Source organism: Adlercreutzia sp. ZJ304 (genome assembly GCF_011039075.1).
Taxonomy (GTDB): domain Bacteria; phylum Actinomycetota; class Coriobacteriia; order Coriobacteriales; family Eggerthellaceae; genus Adlercreutzia_A.
Map to the genome: position 1 here is coordinate 87179 of NZ_JAAKEG010000004.1, position 22537 is coordinate 109715.

The window sequence follows — 22537 nt, forward strand, 5'->3', positions numbered from 1 at the left end:
CAGTCTTGCAAAATAGATGAAAGGTTAATATGGCTGATATTAAAAGCATTGATGATGCTGATTTGGCGGGTAAAAAGGTTCTTGTGCGCGTTGACTTTAACGTTCCGCTAAAAAATGGCGAAGTGACTGACGACACGAGAATTCGTGCTGCGCTTCCCACTATACAAAAACTTATTGATAGTCGCGCTCGTGTTATTTTAGTAAGTCATCTGGGCAGACCGAAGGGTAAAGGCTTTGAGGCTGATTTTTCTTTGAAGCCAGCTGCGCAGCGCTTGTCTGAAATTTTGGCTATGCCGGTTGTGTTTGCTAGCGACACCGTGGGTGGCGATGCTAAAGAAAAAGCGGCTGCTCTAAAAGATGGCAACGTGTTAGTTCTTGAGAACTTACGCTTTGATTCTAGAGAAAAAAGCAACGATGCCGATTTTTGTAGAGAACTTGCCAATTTGGCTGATGTGTATGTAAATGATGCATTTGGTACTGCGCACAGAGCACATGCTTCCACAGCAGGTGTTGCAAAATTGCTTCCTGCATACGCTGGTTATCTTATGCAGAAGGAAGTGGAAACCATAACTGGTATGTTAGATGCTCCCAAACGTCCCTTTGTGGCGATACTTGGAGGCTCTAAAGTATCCGACAAGATAAAAGTTATAGATTCGCTTTTAGACAAAGCCGATACTTTAATAATTGGCGGCGCGATGTGCTTTACGTTCTTGCTTGCTCAGGGCAAAGATGTTGGTTCCTCTCTTAAAGAAGATGATTGGGTAGACCGAGCCGCTCAGATGATAGAAAAAGCCAAAACCAATGGCGTGAAGCTTCTTCTTCCGCAAGATGTAGTTGCTGCAGGTGCAATTGATGAGAATGCTGAGTGTGAAGTTGTTTCAGTGGATGATATTCCAAGCGATATGATGGGACTAGATATAGGACCTGTTACATCTCGTGTGTATTCTGAAGCCATAGCACAAGCAAGTAGCGTATTTTGGAATGGTCCAATGGGTGTTTTTGAAATGGAACCCTTTGCTGCGGGAACAAAAGCTGTAGCGCAAGCGGTTGCTGACAATGCTTTGGCAGATACAATAATTGGCGGCGGCGATTCTGTGGCTGCTGTAAACAAATTTAACTTGGCAGATAAAATGACGTTTATATCTACAGGTGGCGGCGCTTCTATGGAATTAGTACAAGGAGAGGCTTTACCGGGCGTAGAAGCCCTTAGACGATAGGAGTCAAAATGACACGCAAACCGCTCATTGCCGGAAATTGGAAGATGAATAATACTATTAGTGAAGCCGTAGTGCTTGCTCAGGAGATTTCAAACGAATTCGACAGAGACTGGCTTGACAATGTAGATGTTGCGGTTTGTCCTCCTTATATAGACTTAAAACCAGTTCTTACGGTTTTTGAGTTTGATCGTCTTAAGGTTGCAGTTGGTGCGCAAAATGTTTATTGGGAGCCCAGTGGCGCATATACTGGTGAAATATCGGTAAATATGTTGCGTGAGATTGGCTGCAAATATTGCATCGTTGGTCATTCGGAGCGTAGGAATTTACTTGGCGAAACAAATGAAGATGTCAATGCAAAAGTTAAGGCTTTGATAGGCGAGCACGTTGACCCTATTAACCCTATAGTGTGCGTAGGCGAATCGCTAGCTGTGCGCGATGAAGGCACATATATTGAATTTATTACCGCACAGGTGAAAGCTGCTTTTGCGGGGCTTAACCAAAGCGATGTTAAAAATGCTGTAGTTGCTTATGAGCCTGTTTGGGCTATTGGTAGTGGCAGAACAGCCACGCCTGAGCAGGCTCAGGAAGTTTGCGCAGCCATTAGATCAACATTAAGTGACATGTTTACAGACGAGTGTGCGCAAGGCATGCGAATTCTTTACGGTGGCTCTATGAATGAAGGCAACGCAAATCTGTTGTTGGCGCAGCCCGACATAGACGGCGGTCTTATAGGCGGTGCTTCTTTGAAGGCGAAATCGTTTATATCTATCGTGAAAGAAGCGCTGTAAATGACATGTTCTATTAGTAGGGAAAATTTGCGCTTACCGGCGTGTTTGATAATAATGGATGGCTTTGGGCTATCTGCTGAGGGAGACGGTAACGCTATCTCGCTTGCCAATACTCCGGTTTTAGATAGCCTTTTTGCCAGCCGTCCATGGACTACTCTTCAAGCCTCTGGAAATGCAGTTGGGCTTCCTGCTGGTCAGATGGGTAATTCAGAAGTAGGGCATCTAAACATTGGTGCGGGACGCATAGTTCACCAAGAACTTACTCGCATTGATAACGCTTGCGAAGACGGTTCGCTGGCATCTAATTCTGTTATTCAAAATGCTTTTGCAGGTGCAAAAAACAACAATGGTGTCGTTCATATGATGGGTCTTTTAAGCGACGGGGGAGTACATTCTTCAAATTCGCATCTTTACTCATTGTTGAAAGCAGCTGCGGAATTCGGAGTGCCGCGTGTTTTTATCCACTGTTTTCTTGATGGCAGAGATGTGCCCCCGGAAAGCGGATCTGGCTATGTTCGCAAATTGCAAAGCAAAATTGACGAACTAGCGCTTGAATACGACGGTGCATGTGAAATGCGCATAGCAAGTATTGAGGGGCGATACTATGCAATGGACAGAGATAATCGTTGGGAGCGCATAGAGAAAGCCTACAATGCAATTGTATGTGCAGCAGATGCAGAAAGTATTGATCCTGTTGAAGTGGTAGAGCGCTCGTATGCAAATTCTGTTACCGATGAATTTGTAGTGCCAGTTGCTTTAAACGATCGCGGCATGCGCGATGGAGATTCTGTTATTTTCTTCAATTTCCGACCCGACAGGGCACGCCAAATTACTCGCGCCATTGTAGATGAAGATTTTTCCGGATTTGATAGGGCTTGCAATCCAAATGTAGAGTTTGTTTGTCTTACGGAATACGATCCTGATATAGCGGCTCCTGTCGCTTTCCCAAAGACGTTCCCAGAAAATGTTCTCGCTGATGTTCTAGCCGATTTAGGATTAAAGCAGCTACACATTGCAGAAACTGAAAAATATGCGCATGTTACTTTCTTCCTTAACGGGGGAAAAGAAGAGCCTAAGTGCGCAGAGGAACGCATTTTGGTGAACAGTCCAAAAGTGGCAACATATGATTTGCAGCCAGAAATGAGTGAACCAGAGGTTACAAATAAACTTGTGGACGCTATTAACTCCGATTTAGCTGATGTTTACATTGTAAACTTTGCAAATTGCGATATGGTCGGACATACAGGCGTTATACCTGCTGCGATAGCTGCAGTTGAGGCGGTTGACGGCGGGGTTGGAAAGGTGCTTGATGCTATAGGGCGCAAAGGCGGTATAGCCTTTGTCACTGCAGATCATGGCAATGCCGATGTTATGATAGCTAAGGATGGCTCTCCTCACACGGCACATACTACGGCTCCTGTTCCTTTTATATTGGTCGATGAGACGGGTTCTAACTTAGACCTTCAAAAAAAAGAAGGAAAGCTGGCAGATATAGCCCCTACTTTGCTGTCTGCTATAGGGCTTGCTGTGCCGTCTGTGATGACAGGATCGAATTTGCTTGCTTGATAGGATATCAATCGCTATAATTTCAGTTTTGCGTACTAGAAACGTAAACAAAAAGGACGTGACGTTTTGACTCCATTGGTAATCATATTTTTGATTTTGCTCGTACTCTCCGGAGTAGGCTTAGTCATATTTATTCTTATGCATTCAGGAAAGGGAACTGGCATATCGGATGCTATTGCAAGTTCTATGTATTCAACCCAGACGGGTACCAGCATCATAGAAAAGAACTTAGACCGCATAACTATTATATGTGCAATAGTTTTTATGCTGTCTCTTCTGGTGCTTATGATTATCTTTCCTCACGGCACTATAAGCCAAGGATAGTTTTTCGCGCAGTTGCCGGTTGTCCGCGTCCGTGCATCTGCTAGAATAGTCAAGCATTCGCGGAATACGTGTCGGAGTGGTGGAATGGCAGACACGCCAGCTTGAGGTGCTGGTGCCCACATATCGGGTGTGCGGGTTCAAATCCCGCCTCCGACACCAAGAAATTTCAAGCCGCCTTCGGGTGGCTTTTTTATATATGCAGGTTTTGAAGATTGGGACGAATGTTGCAGACGAACTTATTGCATACAAATTCACATGCACGTTCTGTGGCTCGAGTGCTTGCTGTTGTTTTTGTTTTAAATGTTGTTGTAGCGTTAGCGAAACTATTGTGGGGCATTATGTCTCAATCTATGTCTATGAGCGCTGACGGCATGCACTCACTTATAGATTCTTTAGGCAACGTTGTTGGATTAATAGGTATTTTTATTGCTGGGCGTCCGGCTGACAGCACGCATCCATATGGGCATTCCAAATTCGAATTGTTTGCTTCGCTTGTTATAGGATGTTTTTTGATTATTGCCGCTTTTGAAGTAGGTTCAGGTGCCATAGAACGTATATTTTCAGGTGTGTATGTCGCAACAATAACTCCTATGTCGTATACGGTAATGGGAATAACACTAGTTGTAAATTTGTGTGTCACCACATATGAGCGAAAGTGTGCAAAGCGTTTCTCTAGTTCAATTTTGGCAGCTGATGCTATGCATACTTTATCGGATGTTTTAACGTCTATTGGAGTAATTGTCGGGCTTGTTTTGGTACAGGCTGGGTTTCCTATAGCCGATCCTATAATGGCTCTTGTTGTCACCGTATTTATAGTTATTTCAGCAATAAGTGTATTTCGCAGTTCTCTTCGACCGCTTTCCGATCATTCGCAAATTCCAAAGGAACGCATTTTGGAAATGGCAAAAGGCATCCCCGGCGTAGTAGATGTGCATGCTGTCAGATCGCGAGGGACAGAGGCGGAAGTTTATTGCGATTTGCATCTTTTGGTAGATCCGCAAATGACTGTATTAGAAGCGCACAGATTAGGCGACAAGCTAGAAAGCAAATTGAAAGATGCTTTTCCTAGTTTAGTTGAGGTTCTTGTACACGTAGAACCATATGGATATGACGATGACGTGTTATAGACGCTAGTTTCTAAGCCGATACAAATTTTTTCTTTCGCATAGGCAAATCATCTGTTAATATATCGAACCGTTGCACGTCAGAGGCACTTAGACGGGCGGTTAGCTCAGGGGGAGAGCACTACCTTGACACGGTAGGGGTCACAAGTTCAAATCTTGTACCGCCCACCATTTACCTCTTGCATGCAATGAAGCGTTTTAGTATCATTTACGCTTGCGATGCGGACATGGCTCAGCTGGTAGAGCACCACCTTGCCAAGGTGGGGGTCGCGGGTTCGAACCCCGTTGTCCGCTCCATTAGAAACACGAGGCCGGTCAGAGAATGGCCGGCCCTTTTTCTAAAGACTGAATTGGCGACGTGGCCAAGTGGTAAGGCAGAGGCCTGCAAAGCCTTCATCCCCGGTTCGAATCCGGGCGTCGCCTCCAATTACGAGTAAATCCTAATTCCTACATAAATTGCATTTTCGGGTAGCCCCGATTGACTGTAAACTGCTGAAAGCGGCACGGCTGATACACGCCACGAGTAAGACTTGCCGTCTATGTCTGTAGCACCGGATATATATGTGTTTCCTGACGAGTCTTCGCCGGAATCAATATTTCCATTAGTGTCAAACTCTTGACTGTGGGCAGCTTCACTTATAGCCTGCTCAATGGTTCCAGACTTGAAATCGGCATAATGAATTCCCATGTTTATACCTTTTTCGCGGTTCACTGTTAGATCCCATGAACCGTTTAAAAGAAGTGCTGCTTCAGATGCCGACAGCGATGATATTCCCTGAAGATATAACGCTGCGGCATCGGCAAGTGCTACATCAGCTGGAAGTTTGATAACTTCAAAAGGTTTTTCTGAACCAACGGGTACTTTTTCATATAGTGTTGCGCCGCTTTCTTGGAGTTTTGCAAGAATTGAAGCATCATCTAGCGAAACGAGCGTTTGTAGATTCGGCAAACCTAAGTCAACTTCTTTTTGAATATTTTCTTCTAGCTTTTGTTGTTCGCGCAAAGGAGCGTTAAATACTCCATCCAGATAAATGAAGAGAAATATACCGCCAATCACAGCAGCGATAATAATCAAAATTAACGATGCTCTTACAATTTTTTTAGGCGGCAAAATTGGTCTTTCAAGAGCCTCGCCACTTAGATAGTAAATTTTTCCATCATCAGAAATATTTTTATTTGGAGCTTTGTAACTGTTCGTAATCTTAGGCGCTCGATTTGTGGGGATAAACGTATCTGGTAGTTGAGTAGTATCTTCCGTTATGCTGGATTTATGATTTGGCATGTCGGTTTCTGGCCCGCTAGGCATACGCGCTCCTACGCTCCTAAACAATTGGGTATCGAAGGCAGATTATACCATTGCGCAGAAAGTCTCACTCTGTTAGCCTAAGCATCATGGATTTAAGCATATTTACAACCCCCGAAGCATGGATCAGTCTTCTTACGCTGACTTTCCTAGAAATCGTACTAGGTGTAGATAATATTGTCTTCATTTCTATAACGACGAACCGTCTAGCTCCTGAAAAGCGCCACATTGGCAGGAAGTTGGGGCTTGCCGGTGCGTTAATTATGCGCGTGCTGTTTTTATGCTTCGCTAGCTGGCTTGTTCATATGACATATGGGCTGTTTACAGTTAACATTGGTGCGTTTGTGCACGAATTTACAATACGCGATATTGTTATGTTGGCTGGTGGCGCTTACTTAATATATAAAGGTATTCGGGAACTTCTAGATATGTTGCAATTGACCGAGTTAAAGGCGCAAACATCTAAAGAACACAAGCAAGCTCATCTCATATCATTGCCGCAGGCAATAGGAACGATAATGATTATGGACATTGTCTTTTCTATAGACTCTGTTATTACTGCGGTAGGTTTAGCTGAGCATCTTATAGTAATGATTTTGGCAGTCATTATTGCGATTGTAGTAATGATGGTCTTTATTGATCCAATATCTGATTTCATTAATAAGAATGTGGAAATGAAGATACTGGCACTTGTATTTATAGCGGCTATTGGTGTGTTGCTGGTGCTAGATTCCTGCGGAATTACCACGGGAATAGAAGTGCTTGACATGCACTTAGAGAAACTGATGGTTTATTTTGCAATGGTATTTGCAATTGTTTTGGAACTTATTCAAATGCGCTATAACTCTAATGTGCGCGCCTACAGACTACAGCAGTGCAAGGACAATTCTGCTGCGAATCAGGAATAAAGCTTCAAGCATTCATCTGATACTACAAACGTAGCTGCAGCTGGCATCATTCGAACTTTAAATGGCGTATTTGTGCTGGTAACTTCTCCATCATACTGCACGAGTAAAGACGGATCGGCTTTTACCTCTATCGTGGTACCTCTGTAAACTTCTAAAGCGTCTGTGCGCTCTGGAAATTCGCCATTGCGATCTAAGATTGCGGCAAATAAAGCCGGGATTAAGCCAAACGCATCTTTTGTATGAAAGACCACTACGTCAAAAGCGCCATCGCGCGGTTCGTTTTGATGTACTAAAGATATGTCAAATTGTATTTTTGAGAAGTTGATGATAAGCACACCAACGCCGCTTGTGTGAATAATTTCATTGTCAATGGTAAGTTCAAACTGCGAATACTGGGGAGTTGCGTTTGCAAAAGCGGATGTGAAATATGCCACAGGACCTAAGAGTTTTTTGCCGAATTCAGCAGATTTCATTATGGTGGCATCATATCCGGCACCGGCTATTAGCGCGAAACCGAAACGCTGACCGTCGCTAAGTTCAATTTCACCAAAGTCAAATTCCATAGTATTCATTTGGCGTGCCATTTTTACAAACTCGTGAATATCGCTTGGCGATGCTAGATTCATGGCAAGTAAGTTGGCTGTTCCTGCCGGATAAGGAAGAATTGGGATGCCTGTATTAGCCAACATGTAAGCTACTGAAGAAACAGTGCCGTCGCCTCCTGCAGCTACAACGCAGTCGAACTTATCAGCATCTCCTAGAAACGTGCGCAAATCGCTCGTTCCGTTTGTTGTTCTAATGATAATCTCGTCGCCATCTTCGGCAAATGCGCGGCAAAAATCGAAAACTGATAAGTCTCCTAAGCCCGATGCCGTATTGTTAACAACGAGTAATTTCACTTCAATTTCCCTTCTTGATAAGATGTTACTAACACATAGTACATTAATGCATTAAGCGAAAGGTTTGTTTTGCTCTATATTTCTAACCAAAAACAGCTAATTGATTTTGCGGAAAGAGCGTCTAAATCTAGCGTTCTTGCAATAGATACAGAATTTATGCGCGAAAAATCTTATTATCCGAAACTTTGCCTGATGCAATTGGCGACAGATAGCGAAATAGCAATAGTAGACCCATTTACATGCGGAGAACTTAGCGTACTCAAACCGCTATTAAGCAATGAAGACATTATGAAGCTTTTTCATGCTGGCAGCCAAGATATTGAAATACTACTGCGCGAGGTAGGATGCTCGCCGTGGCCTTTATTCGATACGCAAATTGCGGCTGCGCTGTTGGGGCAGTCGCATCAGGTTGGTTTTGGTTCTCTTGTGCATACAATGTGTGGGGTTAGGCTTAAAAAGCGAGATTCTTATACCGACTGGGCGAAGCGCCCATTAACCGATTCTCAAATACGTTATGCAGCTGATGATGTTGCGTATCTTCCGCGCCTATATGAAAGCATGCGCGCTTTGTTGGAAGAAAAGGGTAGACTACATTGGTTAGATGCCGATTTTCAAGAACTTGCCGACCCAGAAAAATACAAAGTAGACCCGTATGCGCGCTATATCCGATTAAAAAGAGTAAACCAACTTTCAGGAACGCAGCTTGCAGCTGCCAGAGAGGTTGCTGCTTGGCGCGAGATAACAGCTAGGAAACGTAACATTCCAAGAAAATGGGTTATGGGCGATGAAGAGATTGTAGAAGCTTGCAAGCGTGAAGCTACTAATATTAACGAACTTTTCATGGTGCGCGGCGTTAAGCAACACGTATCTACGCGCGATGCGAGAGATGTTGTTGCGTGCATAAATAAAGCGATGAAAATTCCAGAAGACGAACTGCCCCAACTGTACGCTTCTCAGCACAACGAACCAAATGTAGATGCTGCGCTAGACTTGATGCAGGCACTGGTAAGACTTCGTGCGAAGGAAAATGAAATAGCTATGCAGACGCTTGCCTCACATAGCGATTTGTCGCTTGTTGCCCGAGGGCACACAGAGCATTCTGAAGTTATGAAAGGGTGGAGGCGCGAACTTGTGGGGGATGAGCTTATAGCGCTATTAGATGGAAAGATGTCTATGCGTCTTTGCAACGGAGAACTTGTTGTAGACAAATCAAGCGAATTGGAAGTTGATTAAGTAACCGTTTCTTAAAGTCTAAGTTTGCAATATTGATATCGAACTTTTGTATGTTAATATCTTTTCAAAACTAGAGAAGGGATAAGTAGTAATGGACTATAGTTATTTAATGCTGATAGTGGTTACTTTGGCTATCGGGCTTGGGGCTCAGGCTTATGTAAATTCCAAATTGCGCCAGTATTCTAAAGTTCGTGTTCAGAACGGCTTAACAGGGGCTCAGGCGGCACGTCAGATGCTTAGTTATTACGGAATACAGGGAGTCGAAGTGCGCCAAGGTGGAGCAGGTCAAGACTTTTTTGATCCCAGAACCAATTCGGTTACTCTGTCGCCAGAGGCATATTCTGGCAGTAGTGTTACAGCTACCGCAACTGCATGTCATGAGGTTGGGCATGCGTGCCAATATGCCGCAGATTACACTCCCATGAAGGTTAGAACATCTATTGTGCCAGCTGTTAACTTAGCGTCTAATGCTTGGATATTTATACTTATATTAGGTATCTTTTTGAATATTGTCGGTCTTGTTTGGGTGGCAATCATAATGTATGCCGTGGTAGTTTTATTTCAGCTTGTAACTTTGCCAGTAGAATTTAATGCTTCCAGACGCGCCATGGTTTATATGGGCACTATCGGTTTGCCTGCGGCAGAGCAAAAAGGTGCTTTTGATGTTTTGCGTGCATGTGCTCTAACATATTTAGCTGCTGCATTAACATCTATTTTGCAGTTACTTTGGCTGTTGGGTCAAAATCGCGAATAGTCAATTGGCGCAAGAATTATGGAGCAAAACGAAGGTAAATCAAATGCGCTAAGTGTATCGGCTGCTATGGGGCTTGCTAAAAGCGCTTTAGAAGGCGTTGTAATAAATATCCTTGGTGAAGTATCCGAAGTTTCAATTAACGCCAGATACAAAGCGGTTTATTTCACTATAAAAGATGAGAAATCTTCGCTTCCGTGCATGATGTGGAATAATCGCTATTCTGCATCAGGTGTTCAGCTTAATGTTGGAGCCATGGTTGAACTATCGGGAAGATTTACTCTGTATGCAGCTAAAGGTCGAATGAACTTTGATGTATTTAGCATATCTTTAGCTGGTGAAGGTATGCTTCGGATGCAAGTTGCAAATTTAGCGGCACGACTAAAGGCAGAAGGTCTTTTTGATTCTAGCCGCAAGAAGGTTATTCCAGCAATTCCCGAGCGAATAGGTCTTGTTACGTCACCTAGAGGTGCGGCGGTTCACGATGTGTTGCGAACCCTTAGAAGACGCCTACCGCTTTCAAAAGTATTATTTGCCGGTGTTCCTGTTGAGGGAAATACTGCTCCAAGTGAAATAGCTTGCGCATTGAAGCTAATCGCTGATAGGCACGTAGATGTTATATTGCTGGTTAGAGGCGGTGGTTCATTTGAAGATTTAATGCCTTTTAATGATGAAATGCTTGTTCGAACCATAGCTTCTTTAGATGTTCCCATTGTGACTGGTATAGGACACGAACCCGATACTTCAATTGCTGACATGGCTGCAGATTTACGAGCATCTACTCCTACAGCTGCTGCAGAGGCGGTATCTGCGTCTGCTGATGCAATAAGATCTAGCCTAGATTCAATGTCGTATCGCATGCATCATGTCATGGAAAGAAAAATAGGATATCTTCAATCTGCTTTAGATTCTTGTAGTTTAAGGTTGCCTATTGCTGATCCTATGAGAATACTTGAGCCTTACGCCAGATCTTTAGATGAGATTTCGTCAAAATTGGAAGGAGCCTTACCGTCTTATATTGCCAGTATGCAGTCCAAGTTGATATTAATGCGCTACTCGCTTCTTAACAATTTGAAGCGCGTATCCGCAATACCGCGCCGCGATCTGGCAACATCTGCGGCAAATTTGCAAAGAGTAGGGCATCACATCTTGGACGGCTTTTATGAAGATATGGCTTTATCTGCGGCTAGATTGAACGATCTTTCACCTCTTTCTGTTGTTGCTAGAGGATATTCCATAGCCATAAATTGTAACGGCGCGCTTGTTACATCTGTCAAGCAGATAGATTCCGGCGATAAGTTGGAAGTAATGGTAAGTGATGGATATATAAATTGTTCAATAGATAAAACTAGGGAAGTAGCATTATCTTTAGAGAATTTGAAAGGATAAACTTATGTCAGATTCATCTATAAATGACCTTACTTTCAATGAGGCGATGACTGAATTGGAAGGTATAGTTGGTGTCTTAGAAACAGGAACATTGGAACTTGAACAAAGTCTTGAAAAATATTCTCGAGGTGTGGCGCTTCTTGCGAATTTGCAAGATAGATTAAACGATGCCGAACAGAAAATTGAAGTACTTATGGGAGAATTGGCTGAGGCTCCCTCCGACGATGTTCAAGACACAACACTTCTAAAAGCCTAAAGAAAGGACTGATTGTGGTTAAAGACGATTGCATTTTTTGCAAAATTGTATCTGGAGAAATTGAATCGAATAAGGTGTACGAAGACGAACATATTGTGGCATTTGAGGATTTGAATCCTATGATGCCTGTACATACGCTGATAATTCCTAAAGATCATTATGACAATATAGCCGATAATATTCCTGACGAGACTATGGCTCATATAATGCAAACAGTAGGCAAGATTGCAGATATAAAAGGTATACGCGAAAGCGGTTTCCGGGTAATTGTTAACACGAACGACGACGCTTGCCAATCCGTTCATCATATACATGTGCACGTATTAGGTGGAGGGAAGATGAATGACGGAGATCCATCGCTTTAAGAGCCCACTCGCCGAAAGAAATACCAGTTAGAGGGCATGATTCTTGGTATCGCTATATTATTGTTGGACTAAGTAAACCGCACATACGGAGGCATTGTTTTGAATGTTCTCGTTCTTAATGCAGGTTCATCTTCACTGAAATATCAGTTAGTGAATCTTGAAACCAGAACTGTTCTTGCAAAAGGGATATGTGAACGGGTTGGCTCTAAAGAGGCATTCCATAAACATGGGATAGACGATAACGAAGTTGTTATAGATACTGAAATGGCTGACCACGATCAGGCAATGTCGCTTGTTCTGGAAGCTTTGACCACCGGTCCTAATAAGGCTGTAAATTCGCTTGATGAGATTGATGCAATAGGGCATCGAGTTGTACAGGGTGGAAAATATTTTGACAGATCAGTTCTAATTGACGATTACGTTATTGAGAAAATTGACGAATTAGCCGAGCTGGCTCCACTTCATAATAAAGCTGCTTTGATGGGAATAGAGGCGTGTCGCAATCATATGCCTGATAAACCTATGGTTGCTGTTTTTGATACATCTTATTTTCAAACATTGCAGCCAAAAACTTATATGTATCCAATTCCATACGAGCTTTATGAGAAATACGCTATCAGAAAATATGGAGCTCATGGCACATCGCATCGTTATCTTGCCGAGCGAGCTGCAGCATTAGTAGACGAGCCGTTGGTCGATCTGAAGCTTATTACATGTCATCTTGGAAATGGGTGTTCTGTTTCAGCTATTGACCACGGCGTGGCTATAGATACTTCTATGGGTCTTACTCCCTTAGATGGTCTTATGATGGGCACTCGTTCAGGTGCAATTGACCCAGCAATTGTTACTTTCATCATGGAGCACGAAAATCTAACTGCTGCCGAAATGAACGATCTGTTGAATAAAAAATCAGGTCTTTTAGGTATATCTGGTATCTCAAACGACCTTCGTTCTGTTCGTACAGCATCGGAAGAAGGCAATGAGCGCGCACAACTAGCTTATGAGATGTACTCTAATTCGGTTAAGAAGTATATTGGGCAATATATTGCTGTAATGGGCGGTGTTGATATTATCGTGCTTAGTGCCGGTGTCGGTGAAAATTGCGACAAGATGCGTCGTCTCATTTTCGCAGGTCTTCAACCTTTGGGAATAGTGCTCGATTTAGAGAAAAACAAGTTGCGTGGTGGAGAACGCAGAATATCTTCTGATGATTCTGCGGTAGATATTCTAGTTATCCCCACTGATGAAGAATATATGATTGCCCGCGATACATTCGATATCGTACACGAATGTATTTAACGCGGGCTTTTTCGGGCTTTTTCGGCTAGTTAATATTTTGTGCTTGTACGCAAGTAATGGCAGCTACGCCAAATATGTCTTCTGCGCTGCATCCTCTGGATAAATCGTTAACGGGTGCAGCAATTCCCTGTGTTATAGGACCATACGCTTCTGCTTTGGCTAATCTTTGTACCAGTTTGTAGCCAATATTGCCAGCGTCTAGGTCTGGGAAAACAAGTACATTTGCTTTCCCTGCAACCTGCGATGCAGGGCATTTTGCAGACGCTACATCAGGGCAAAGCGCAGCATCTAATTGCAGTTCTCCATCGATAGCTTCATCTGGCGCAAGTTCTTTCGCTATGCGAGTAGCTTCTACCACTTTAGTTGCATCGTCGTTTTTGGCCGATCCGTATGTTGAATGTGAAAGCATTGCCACATATGGTTTTGCTCCAATAAGCGTTCTGAAAGATTTAGCAGAATTCACAGCAATATGAGCTAGACGCTCAGAGTCCGGCTGAACCTCTAAGCCGCAATCGGCAAATACAAACGTTCCGTTATTGCCGTAATTACAATCGGGAACAACCATGACAAAAAACGAACTAACCAATTTTGTCCCGGGTGCAGTCTTTAGAATCTGTAGGGAAGGGCGCAGTACATCTCCTGTAGAATGGCAGGCTCCGGCAACCATACCGTTTGCGCGATTGGTTTTTACAAGCATTACACCGAAATACAATACATCGCATATCAGCGTTTGCGCTTCTTCTATTGTCATGCCCTTGTGTTTGCGAAGTTCAAACAGTTCATTGGCTAACTCTTCTCGCAATTGCGATGTTTGCGGATCGATTAGATTTGCGCCTGTAAGGTTGTATTTGCTATTGGCTATTTCATCTGCATTGCCAAGTATTATAAGATCGGCAACATTCTGATTAAGGAGTTGCTCGGCTGCTTTAAGAGTGCGTTCGTCGTTTCCCTCTGCAAGAACAATAGTTTGTTTGCGCGATTTGGCACGACTTACCATTTCGTCTAAAAATGTGCTCATGTCTACTCCTTAAATTCGATTCTTACGAAATTCTAACTGCTGTTTGCTGTTCGGGTTGTTTGAGGTTGTGTGATGTGCCCTATATCTACTTTGGGCGGGAATTTTAATAAGTAATGCGCCTAATGGTTCATTTCGCTAAAATATAACTATCTATAAATTGCATGAAAGGAAACAGCCCGTGAGCGTTTCGTACATCGATTTCAAAGACGTAGATATTTCGAAATATAAAGCAATAGTTGTTGGTAGCGGTTTTGCCGGCGCGGTCAGTGCGCGCCAGTTGGCTGAAAAATGTAATTGCAAAGTATTGGTTTTAGAAAAGCGTAGTCATATTGGCGGCAATATGTATGACGAATATGATGATGCGGGAATTCTTGTTCATCGCTATGGTCCGCATATTTTTCACACAAACGACTCGAAAGTGTTTAACTACTTGCGTCAATTTACGGGTTGGATTGGATACCAGCATCATGTGTTAGCCGACTGGTATGGCACATATATTCCGGTACCATTTAATAAAAATTCAATGGAAACAGTTTTTGGAGAAGAGCGTGCTGCGGAATTAATCCAAAAACTTATCGATGTATTTGGAGACGAGCGTAAAGTAACCATAAACGAACTTCGTGAGCAGCGCGATCAGGATTTAGTCGAGATAGCCGATTTTGTATACAAAAACGTTTTTCTTTATTACACGCAAAAACAATGGGGTCAAACACCCGATCAGGTAGACCCATCTGTTACTGCGCGTGTTCCGGTTTTTATATCGAGAGATAACAGATACTTCCAAGATACTTACCAAGGAATGCCAGCTTCTGGATACACCGATCTTTTCGAAAAAATGCTGGATTTTGAGGGGATAGACATTTGCTTAAATACTGACGCTACCAGTGTTTTCGAATTAGTGTTTCAGGGTGGAGAAGAGGATTCAGCCTTATCAGCTATCAAAGTTAAAGACGAGGTATTTACAGGTCCAATAGTATATTCTGGCCCTCTAGATGAACTTTTCTTGGGGCGCTTTGGTCGTCTTCCATACAGAAGTCTCAATTTTGTGTATGAAACTTTTGATGAGGAATACAAGTTTCCCTGTGGAACTGTTAACTATACGGTTTCGCAAGACTACACCCGCATAACCGAGTTTAAGCATCTAACGGGTCAAACGGCTCCGAATACAACAATAATGAAAGAGTATTCTTGCGAATATACCGATCCGGAAACGCAAATTCCTTATTATGCAATTATTAATGAAGAGAATAATGCTCACTATCAGCGCTATCGCAAAATGACCGAAAGTCTTTCGAACTTTTTCCCGCTTGGGCGCTTGGCAGAATATCGGTACTACAACATGGATAAAATCATAGGACTTGCATTAGAGCTTTCCGAAGAAATTGCTGCAAAAATGGACAATGGCGACTTTAATGCAAAGGAATCTGTCTGATGAGGACGATTACCTTTGCGGTACCGTGCTATAACTCTGCGGAGTATATGGACAAGTGTATAGAGTCTCTTTTAGATTGTGGCGAAGATATAGAGATCATCATAGTAAATGATGGTTCAACTGATAATACAGCTGAAAAAGCTGATGCGTGGCATCAGAAATACCCCGATATTATTCGCGCTATACACAAAGAGAACGGTGGGCATGGCTCGGCGGTTAATACTGGTCTTGCAAATGCTAAGGGGCTATATTACAAGGTCGTAGATTCTGATGATTGGCTAGATGCTAAATCTATGGGCGACATAATGACCTACCTTCGCAAACAAAGCGAAGTTGCCACCCCAACCGATTTGGTTATAGCAAATTATGTATACGAGAAAGTGTTTGAGAACACTCGGACAGAGATCCGCTACAACAATGTATTTCCAGAGAATCGCGTATTTACTTGGTCTGATGTGGGCTCATTTAATCACTCGCAGTATTTACTTATGCATTCTGTAATCTACAGAACAGATCTTCTTCTTGATATAAATTTACAACTTCCCGAGCATTGTTTTTATGTTGACAATATTTTCGTGTATGTACCACTACCGCATGTTCGCAGTATGTATTACATAGATACGCCAATGTATCGATATTTCATAGGTCGAGAAGGTCAGTCGGTCAATGAATCTGTAATGATGAATCGCATAGATCAGCATTTGCGTGTTGTACGTGAAATGATTGACGATGTAGATGTAATGTCGCTTGAACCTAGGCGACTTCGCAAGTATATGGAAAGCTATCTCTCTATGATGATGTGTATTGCGTCTGTTTTTTTGCGAATGCGCAATACACAAGAAGACGATAGGAAGCTAGCCGATATTTGGGAATACCTAAAACGGAAAGACCAGTCTCTGTACAGGCGTATACGTAGCAATGTGCTAAATCTTGGTACAAACATTCCAACGGAATTGGGTAGAAAAGTTGGTCTTGGTGGATACCATTTAGCTCAGCGTATATTCCACTTTAATTGATTTGACTAGGCTACTTATAGTCGGCGGGATTTTTTGAAGACGTACCGGTGGTTTTCTCTTCGTTGAGTATTTCATGCCCGAACCGTACAGCTTTTTCGCCGAACCTGTTTTTTAGATTATCTGTAGCATTGGAAAGGCTGCGATGTTTTTCGTATAGGCTTTTGTCGGATTCATTTTCTTCCGGAAAGAGAGAATCTTGCACAACTTCGTTTTCGTTGAATTTTGATATTCCAACACCAACGAGGCGTACATGCATTCCCTCTTCCCAAACGCTTTTCAAAAGATCTAGCAATACCGGGATTAATACCGCATCATTGTCGGTTGGGTGTGTAAGTTGAGTTTGTATCGTATGTGTTTCCATGTTGCTGAAGCGAATTCGCAATGTGATAGTGCGTCCGCGTAAGTTTTTAAGGCGCAGTCTGCGAGCGACTTGCGTTGTAAGAGTAGATAATGCCGATTTAAGTTCGGTGTATGTACTTATATCTTCGGCAAAAGTTATTTCTTTAGAAATCGATTTAACTTCATCGTGCGTATCAATATCAGAATCGTTTAAGCCAAGCGCGCGCATGCGCATCATTTCGGCATTTTTGCCAAATATACTTGTTAATAGCACCTCGCTGGCTTCAGCAAAATCTTTCAGCGTGTTTACCCCGGCAGCTTTTAGTCTTTTTTCAGCAGATGGTCCTATACCGCTCATAGTGCGTATTGGTAGCGGATCTAAAAATATACGTTCGCTTCCGGGATAAACTACAGTTAAACCGTGCGGTTTGTCCATATCGGATGCAATCTTGGCTATCGATTTTGAAGTGCCTACACCAATAGAACAGGTAATGCCGAGTGCATCTACTCGCTTTATTATTCGCTTGGCTATATTAACTGGATGCTCCTTGTTTACTCTTGTAGGCGACACATCCATAAACGCTTCATCTATAGATACTTGCTGAACTAAAAGCGTTTCATCGCGCAGGATGGCCATTACTTGACTGGACAGTTTTTTATATCTGTCGAAATGACCGTGTGTCCATATGGCATCAGGGCATAATCTTTCTGCTATGGCGGCGGGCATTGCGCTGCGTACCCCATACGCTCGGGCTTCGTAAGAGCACGTGGAAACCACACCGCGTGATGATGCTTTGCCACCAACTATTACAGGCTTGCCTCGCCATTCGGGGTGATCTAACTGCTCGACGCTGGCAAAAAAGGCATCTAAGTCTACCAGCAGGATTGCTGGGGCTTTCCATTCGGGAAGTAAGCCTGAATCTATCTGCTCTTTAGCGCTCACAAGCTAAGAAAAAGAGAGCCAAAGTTCCCGGACCAGAGTGTGCGCCAATAACTGGGTCAACGTAATTTATTGTTATGTCGGTAACGCCGAAGCGCTCACGTACAAGATTTGCTACATACTCTGCATCTTCTATGCAGTCTCCATGCGTAATAAATACTTTCTGATCTTCTATCGGATGGTTGGCTGTTTGCTCCATATGATCTACTAAGGCGTTTAAAGACTTGCGCCGTCCGCGAACTTTTTCGAGAGGAATTAAGTGACCTTCGTTATCCATATGCATGACAGGTTTTATATTCAATAGCGTTCCTGCCCAAGCGCTAGTTCTCGAGACGCGCCCGCCGCGGAAAAGAAACATTAAATCATCCACAGTAAACCAATGTGCTAAATGAAGTTTGTTTTCCTCTAACCAGTCGCGCACCTCATCGATAGATTTCCCTTGTCGTCTAAGCTGTACGGCATACCAAACTAGCAAACCTTCACCACATGATGCTGCAAGCGTATCTACTGTGTATATCTTTCTATCAGGGTAGTCAGGAGCAAGGGCGCGGCTAAGAAGATCTACCGCTTCGTATGTTCCTGAAAGCCCACTTGAAAAGCCGATGTAGAGAATATCTTGCCCTGCATCTAATACTTGGCGCATTGTTTCTTCAGCATCAGTTAAATTTGGAAGGCTGGTCGTTATAATTTTGCCTTCGCGCATCATGGTATAAAACTGCTTCAAATCAGTTTTTTCACCCTTTAAATAACTTTGATACTGTGTGCCGTCTACCATAAAAGTAAGAGGTAAAATATGAAGTCCGAAATCTTCTATCATATCTTCGGGTAGGTTACAGCTAGAATCAGTGATAATATCGAAGCTCATGTTTGCTCCTATCTAGTAGTACCTGAGTTCATGTAATTCTACTCCTTGGTTGGTGGAACAAGCGTGTGGCTTTTAATATAATCTTTTAGTTTGATGAATTGTAAAGAAAGGCTCTACAAGATGGCTGATTATAAAGACACCATGATCTTGCCAAAGACCGATTTCCCTATGAGGGGCAATCTTCCCACGAACGAGCCGAAGCGCTTGGAGAAGTGGCAGGAGATGGATCTTTATAGGAAGATCCTTGAGAAAAATCGCGATGGAAAACCTTTTGTGCTGCACGATGGTCCACCATATGCAAACGGACCTATTCATATTGGTCATGCTTTCAATAAGATATTGAAAGATTTTGTTGTGAAAAGCCATGCGCAGCGTGGCTATTTCACGCCGTATGTTCCCGGGTGGGATTGTCATGGACAGCCGATTGAACATATGGTGGAGAAGACTCTTGGCGCGAAGAAAATGGCTGAAACTTCTCAGCCAGAACTTCGACAAAAATGCCGCGACTGGGCAACTGAATATGTAAGCATTCAGCGCGAAGGATTTAAGCGCTTGGGCGTAAATGCCGATTGGGATAATCCTTACTTAACATACACTCCCGATTACGAAGCTGGCAACGTAGAGCTTTTTAAGAAAATGTATCTGGATGGGTCTATTTATCGCGGACGTAAGCCAATACATTGGTGCATGCGCTGTCATACTGCTTTGGCTGAGGCTGAAATTGAGTACGGTGATGAAAGTTCACCTTCTATATATGTGAAATTTAAGCTAGATGCTATGCCCGGTGTCTTCGAAGCTGCAGGTGCCGATGGCGATGCATACATGCTTATATGGACAACTACACCATGGACTCTTCCCGCTAACACAGCTGTATCTTTAGCGCCCGATGCGGCGTATGTTATGGTGCAGGTTGCAGGTTCAAATATGATAATGGCTGAAGAACTTGTAGAGCAAGTTGCTCAAGCAGCCGATTGGCAAGATTATTCGCTTGTGGCAGATGCATCGGGTGAACCTGTGCGAATACCGGGGAAACAACTTTGTGGGGTTTCGTATACGTGCCCTGTACGAAACGACTTAAAAGGTAGCGTTATTTATGGCGATCATGTTACTTTAGATACTGGTACAGGCGCTGTTCATACAGCTCCGGGGCATGGTCAAGATGACTATTTGGTTGCGCTTGAATTTGATATACCGCTGCTTATGCCCGTTGATGATAACGGAGTGTTAACAGATGAGGCTGGACCATTTTCTGGTTTGAATGTTAACGATGCAAACCCGAAAATTATTGAGTGGTTGCGCGAGCAGGGCACCCTTGTTGCCGAGCAGACAATAAGTCACTCCTATCCACATTGTTGGCGTTGTCACGAACCTGTTATTTTCCGCGCTACAGATCAGTGGTTTGTTTCTATGGATAAAAATTCGCTGCGGGAAAATGCGCTAAATGTAATAAACAATGAAGTGCGTTGGATTCCTGAATGGGCTTCGCGACGCATAGGTGCTATGGTGTCCGATCGCCCCGATTGGTGCATTTCGCGTCAGCGTTCTTGGGGTGTGCCAATTCCTGTATTTAAGTGTGGAAAATGCGGCTCTACTATTGCTAACGAAGCAACATTTGATGCTGTTATAGAGCTTTTCCGTACCGAGGGTTCGGATGCGTGGTTTACTAAAGATCCGAAAGAGTACTTACCTCGTGGGACAAAATGCGAAAAGTGCGGTTGCGCTGATGTAGTTCCCGAAAAAGACATTTTGGATGTTTGGTGGGAATCTGGAGTGTCTCATACCAGTGTATTGAAGCATCGCTGTGATGAAGGACTGCGTTTCCCGGCTGACATGTATCTTGAAGGTTCTGACCAGCACCGTGGTTGGTTCCAGTCGTCTCTTCTAACTAGTATGGGAGCATATGGAGTTGCGCCTTATAAATCGGTTATGCACTGTGGGTTTACAGTAGATGCCGAGGGCAGGAAGATGTCAAAGTCGCTTGGAAATGGAATTGACCCTGCTGACATAATGAAAAAATCTGGTGCCGATGTACTGCGCCTGTGGGTTGCCAGCGTAGACTATTCTCAGGACGTAAGTATTTCCGATGAAATTTTGCAGCGCACATCCGATGCATACAGGCGCATTCGCAATACATTCCGCTTCCTCTTGGGAAGTTTGGATGATTTTGACGATGAAAACAACGCTGTGCGCACTTGGGATGAACTTGAACCTTTAGATAAATGGATGCATGTGCGTACATTACAGTTGCTGCAAGACGTTACTAGCGCTTATGAAGAATATAAGTTCCACTATGTTTATCGCGCCATCTACGATTTTATTGTAAACGATCTTTCTGCGGTTTATATGGATGCTGTCAAAGACAGGCTGTATTCGGAAGCGATTAATTCGCTGCGCCGCAGGGCAGCCCAAACCGTTTTAATGAACGTGCTAGAGGTACTAGTGCGAATATTAGCGCCTATTCTTTCGTTTACGGCAGATGAAGTGTGGGAGTGCTATCCGCCGGCAATTCGTAATAAGCAAGGTCGCGTTGAAAGCGTGCAACTTGCCGGGTGGCCTCAATCTTGCGACTTTGTACCGCAAATGCCAGAAGGCGCAAAAGCTGCAATACAATCAGATTTCGATGTGCTTTTAGAAATACGCGATGCAGTAACAAAAGCTTTGGAAGCGGCACGCAACGATGGCGAAATAAAAAAGAGTCAAGAAGCTGATGTTGTGGTCAGCGCACCACAAGAAGTGATTGATGTTGCTTCGAAATACACAGAGCAAATGTTCCAAGAGATGTTAATTGTGGCAACTATTGAGTTCCAGAAATCAGATGAACTAGTAGCAAAAGTTAGCCATACTAGCCTTCCAATGTGTGAGAGATGCTGGAATTATCGCGAGCTTGACAAGAATGCTAACCACTCTGATGTATGTAAGCGTTGTGAAGATGTGTTAGAGAAAATGGAAAGCTAATAGATGTGTATGAGCTCTTTTAGCTTAAGTAATAATGAAGCAGATAAAGAAGTGTCCGCTAAACGTGGTCGCAATGCGGTTATATTTATTGTTGTAGCCGCATTGCTTTTTATTACCGACCAGCTTAGTAAGACCATATTTAATGTGTATACCCCGGGGCAGGTTATCGCAGAGCCAATTCCCGGTGTTTTGGGTCTAAAACTTATCCATAACACAGGCGGCGCGTGGGGAATATTTGGCGGTATGACGCAAGCGCTGGCTATTTTCTCATTTATTATGTGTGCGGTTATTGTTTTGTATTTGTTTGTAATTGCTCCTTCTTCATCCGCGATGATGGCTGTAGGTTTAGCGCTTGTTTTTGCGGGCGGGGTGGGGAATTTGATAGACCGTATTGTGAACGGCTATGTAATTGATTTTATACAGCTATTGTTCATAGATTTTCCAGTATTCAATGTGGCTGACATGGGCGTTACTTGTGGCATTGTTGTTGTGTTAGTTGCTTTAATGATTGAATCGCGCAGCGATTGTCGAACGAATGGTGCTAATTAAT

General features: G+C 43.3%; 21 protein-coding genes and 4 tRNA genes. 20 read left to right on the forward strand and 5 right to left on the reverse strand.

Going from position 1 to position 22537, the window contains the following annotated elements; all coding sequences use genetic code 11:
• The first annotated feature begins 29 nt into the window (after positions 1–29).
• The 9 genes from G7Y46_RS02600 to G7Y46_RS02640 all read left to right on the forward strand — a co-directional run bounded on the left by G7Y46_RS02600 (position 30) and on the right by G7Y46_RS02640 (position 5445).
• On the forward strand, positions 30–1217 hold the full coding sequence (locus G7Y46_RS02600; RefSeq protein WP_165252252.1) for a phosphoglycerate kinase: 1188 nt from the start codon (positions 30–32) through the stop codon (positions 1215–1217).
• Positions 1218–1225: 8 nt separating this feature from the next.
• Positions 1226–2005 (forward strand): triose-phosphate isomerase, encoded by a 780-nt coding sequence (tpiA, locus tag G7Y46_RS02605; protein WP_165060056.1) that lies wholly within the window; start codon positions 1226–1228, stop codon positions 2003–2005.
• The gene (gene gpmI, locus G7Y46_RS02610; RefSeq protein ID WP_165252254.1) at positions 2006–3571 is read left to right on the forward strand and encodes a 2,3-bisphosphoglycerate-independent phosphoglycerate mutase; all 1566 of its coding nucleotides are present in this window, start codon (positions 2006–2008) and stop codon (positions 3569–3571) included.
• A gap of 66 nt (positions 3572–3637) precedes the next feature.
• Entirely contained in the window at positions 3638–3895 is a 258-nt protein-coding gene (gene secG / locus G7Y46_RS02615) for a preprotein translocase subunit SecG (protein WP_165060062.1), read from the forward strand.
• 70 nt (positions 3896–3965) lie between these two features.
• Positions 3966–4054: transfer RNA gene (locus tag G7Y46_RS02620), tRNA-Leu, on the forward strand.
• 62 nt (positions 4055–4116) lie between these two features.
• A complete protein-coding gene (locus G7Y46_RS02625) occupies positions 4117–5022 on the forward strand; it encodes a cation diffusion facilitator family transporter (RefSeq protein WP_165252256.1) in 906 nt (301 codons plus the stop codon).
• Positions 5023–5115: 93 nt separating this feature from the next.
• Positions 5116–5190 (forward strand) — tRNA-Val (locus tag G7Y46_RS02630).
• Between the two features lie 50 nt (positions 5191–5240).
• Positions 5241–5316: transfer RNA gene (locus G7Y46_RS02635), tRNA-Gly, on the forward strand.
• A 55-nt stretch (positions 5317–5371) separates the two neighbouring features.
• Positions 5372–5445: transfer RNA gene (locus G7Y46_RS02640), tRNA-Cys, on the forward strand.
• A gap of 1 nt (position 5446) precedes the next feature.
• Here G7Y46_RS02640 and G7Y46_RS02645 read toward each other — a convergent pair.
• Positions 5447–6325, reverse strand: a complete 879-nt coding sequence (locus G7Y46_RS02645) for a teichoic acid transporter (RefSeq protein ID WP_165252258.1) — start codon at positions 6323–6325, stop codon at positions 5447–5449.
• Between the two features lie 86 nt (positions 6326–6411).
• On the opposite strand from G7Y46_RS02645, the gene G7Y46_RS02650 reads away from it, so the two are divergent.
• Entirely contained in the window at positions 6412–7230 is an 819-nt protein-coding gene (locus tag G7Y46_RS02650; RefSeq protein ID WP_165060070.1) for a TerC family protein, read from the forward strand.
• Here G7Y46_RS02650 and G7Y46_RS02655 read toward each other — a convergent pair.
• Positions 7221–8129: a diacylglycerol kinase family protein gene (locus G7Y46_RS02655; RefSeq protein ID WP_165252260.1), complete on the reverse strand. Its 909-nt coding sequence runs from the start codon at positions 8127–8129 to the stop codon at positions 7221–7223. The two genes, G7Y46_RS02650 and G7Y46_RS02655, sit on opposite strands and share 10 nt — an antisense overlap.
• A 69-nt stretch (positions 8130–8198) precedes the next feature.
• On the opposite strand from G7Y46_RS02655, the gene rnd reads away from it, so the two are divergent.
• The 6 genes from rnd (at position 8199) to G7Y46_RS02685 (ending at position 13422) form a co-directional block, all read left to right on the forward strand.
• On the forward strand, positions 8199–9362 hold the full coding sequence (rnd, locus tag G7Y46_RS02660; protein WP_165252262.1) for a ribonuclease D: 1164 nt from the start codon (positions 8199–8201) through the stop codon (positions 9360–9362).
• A gap of 91 nt (positions 9363–9453) precedes the next feature.
• Positions 9454–10116 carry a zinc metallopeptidase gene (locus G7Y46_RS02665; protein ID WP_165060079.1) on the forward strand — a complete coding sequence of 221 codons (663 nt, stop codon included), beginning with the start codon at positions 9454–9456 and terminating at the stop codon, positions 10114–10116.
• Between the two features lie 18 nt (positions 10117–10134).
• Entirely contained in the window at positions 10135–11502 is a 1368-nt protein-coding gene (gene xseA, locus G7Y46_RS02670) for an exodeoxyribonuclease VII large subunit (protein WP_165252264.1), read from the forward strand.
• 4 nt (positions 11503–11506) lie between these two features.
• Positions 11507–11758: an exodeoxyribonuclease VII small subunit gene (gene xseB / locus G7Y46_RS02675; protein ID WP_165060085.1), complete on the forward strand. Its 252-nt coding sequence runs from the start codon at positions 11507–11509 to the stop codon at positions 11756–11758.
• A 14-nt stretch (positions 11759–11772) separates the two neighbouring features.
• Complete coding sequence (locus G7Y46_RS02680; RefSeq protein ID WP_165252266.1) at positions 11773–12123, forward strand: histidine triad nucleotide-binding protein; 351 nt, start codon at positions 11773–11775, stop codon at positions 12121–12123.
• A gap of 99 nt (positions 12124–12222) precedes the next feature.
• Entirely contained in the window at positions 12223–13422 is a 1200-nt protein-coding gene (locus tag G7Y46_RS02685; RefSeq protein WP_165060092.1) for an acetate kinase, read from the forward strand.
• A gap of 25 nt (positions 13423–13447) precedes the next feature.
• On the opposite strand, the gene pta is transcribed toward G7Y46_RS02685, so the two are convergent.
• Positions 13448–14440: a phosphate acetyltransferase gene (gene pta, locus G7Y46_RS02690; protein WP_165252268.1), complete on the reverse strand. Its 993-nt coding sequence runs from the start codon at positions 14438–14440 to the stop codon at positions 13448–13450.
• Positions 14441–14618: 178 nt separating this feature from the next.
• Between pta and glf the strand changes: the two genes are divergently transcribed.
• Both glf and G7Y46_RS02700 read left to right on the forward strand, forming a co-directional pair.
• Entirely contained in the window at positions 14619–15872 is a 1254-nt protein-coding gene (glf, locus tag G7Y46_RS02695; protein ID WP_165252270.1) for a UDP-galactopyranose mutase, read from the forward strand.
• The gene (locus G7Y46_RS02700; RefSeq protein ID WP_165252272.1) at positions 15872–16888 is read left to right on the forward strand and encodes a glycosyltransferase; all 1017 of its coding nucleotides are present in this window, start codon (positions 15872–15874) and stop codon (positions 16886–16888) included. The genes glf and G7Y46_RS02700 overlap by 1 nt, the downstream gene beginning before the upstream one ends.
• 10 nt (positions 16889–16898) lie before the next feature.
• On the opposite strand, the gene dinB is transcribed toward G7Y46_RS02700, so the two are convergent.
• Together dinB and G7Y46_RS02710 are read right to left on the reverse strand one after the other, a co-directional pair.
• Positions 16899–18170: a DNA polymerase IV gene (dinB, locus tag G7Y46_RS02705; protein WP_241157021.1), complete on the reverse strand. Its 1272-nt coding sequence runs from the start codon at positions 18168–18170 to the stop codon at positions 16899–16901.
• Entirely contained in the window at positions 18160–19032 is an 873-nt protein-coding gene (locus G7Y46_RS02710; protein WP_165252274.1) for a DegV family protein, read from the reverse strand. The genes dinB and G7Y46_RS02710 overlap by 11 nt, the downstream gene beginning before the upstream one ends.
• Before the next feature lie 120 nt (positions 19033–19152).
• On the opposite strand from G7Y46_RS02710, the gene ileS reads away from it, so the two are divergent.
• Both ileS and lspA read left to right on the forward strand, forming a co-directional pair.
• Positions 19153–21987 carry an isoleucine--tRNA ligase gene (gene ileS / locus G7Y46_RS02715; protein ID WP_165252276.1) on the forward strand — a complete coding sequence of 945 codons (2835 nt, stop codon included), beginning with the start codon at positions 19153–19155 and terminating at the stop codon, positions 21985–21987.
• Positions 21988–21990: 3 nt separating this feature from the next.
• Complete coding sequence (gene lspA, locus G7Y46_RS02720; protein WP_165252278.1) at positions 21991–22536, forward strand: signal peptidase II; 546 nt, start codon at positions 21991–21993, stop codon at positions 22534–22536.
• Position 22537: the final 1 nt, after the last annotated feature.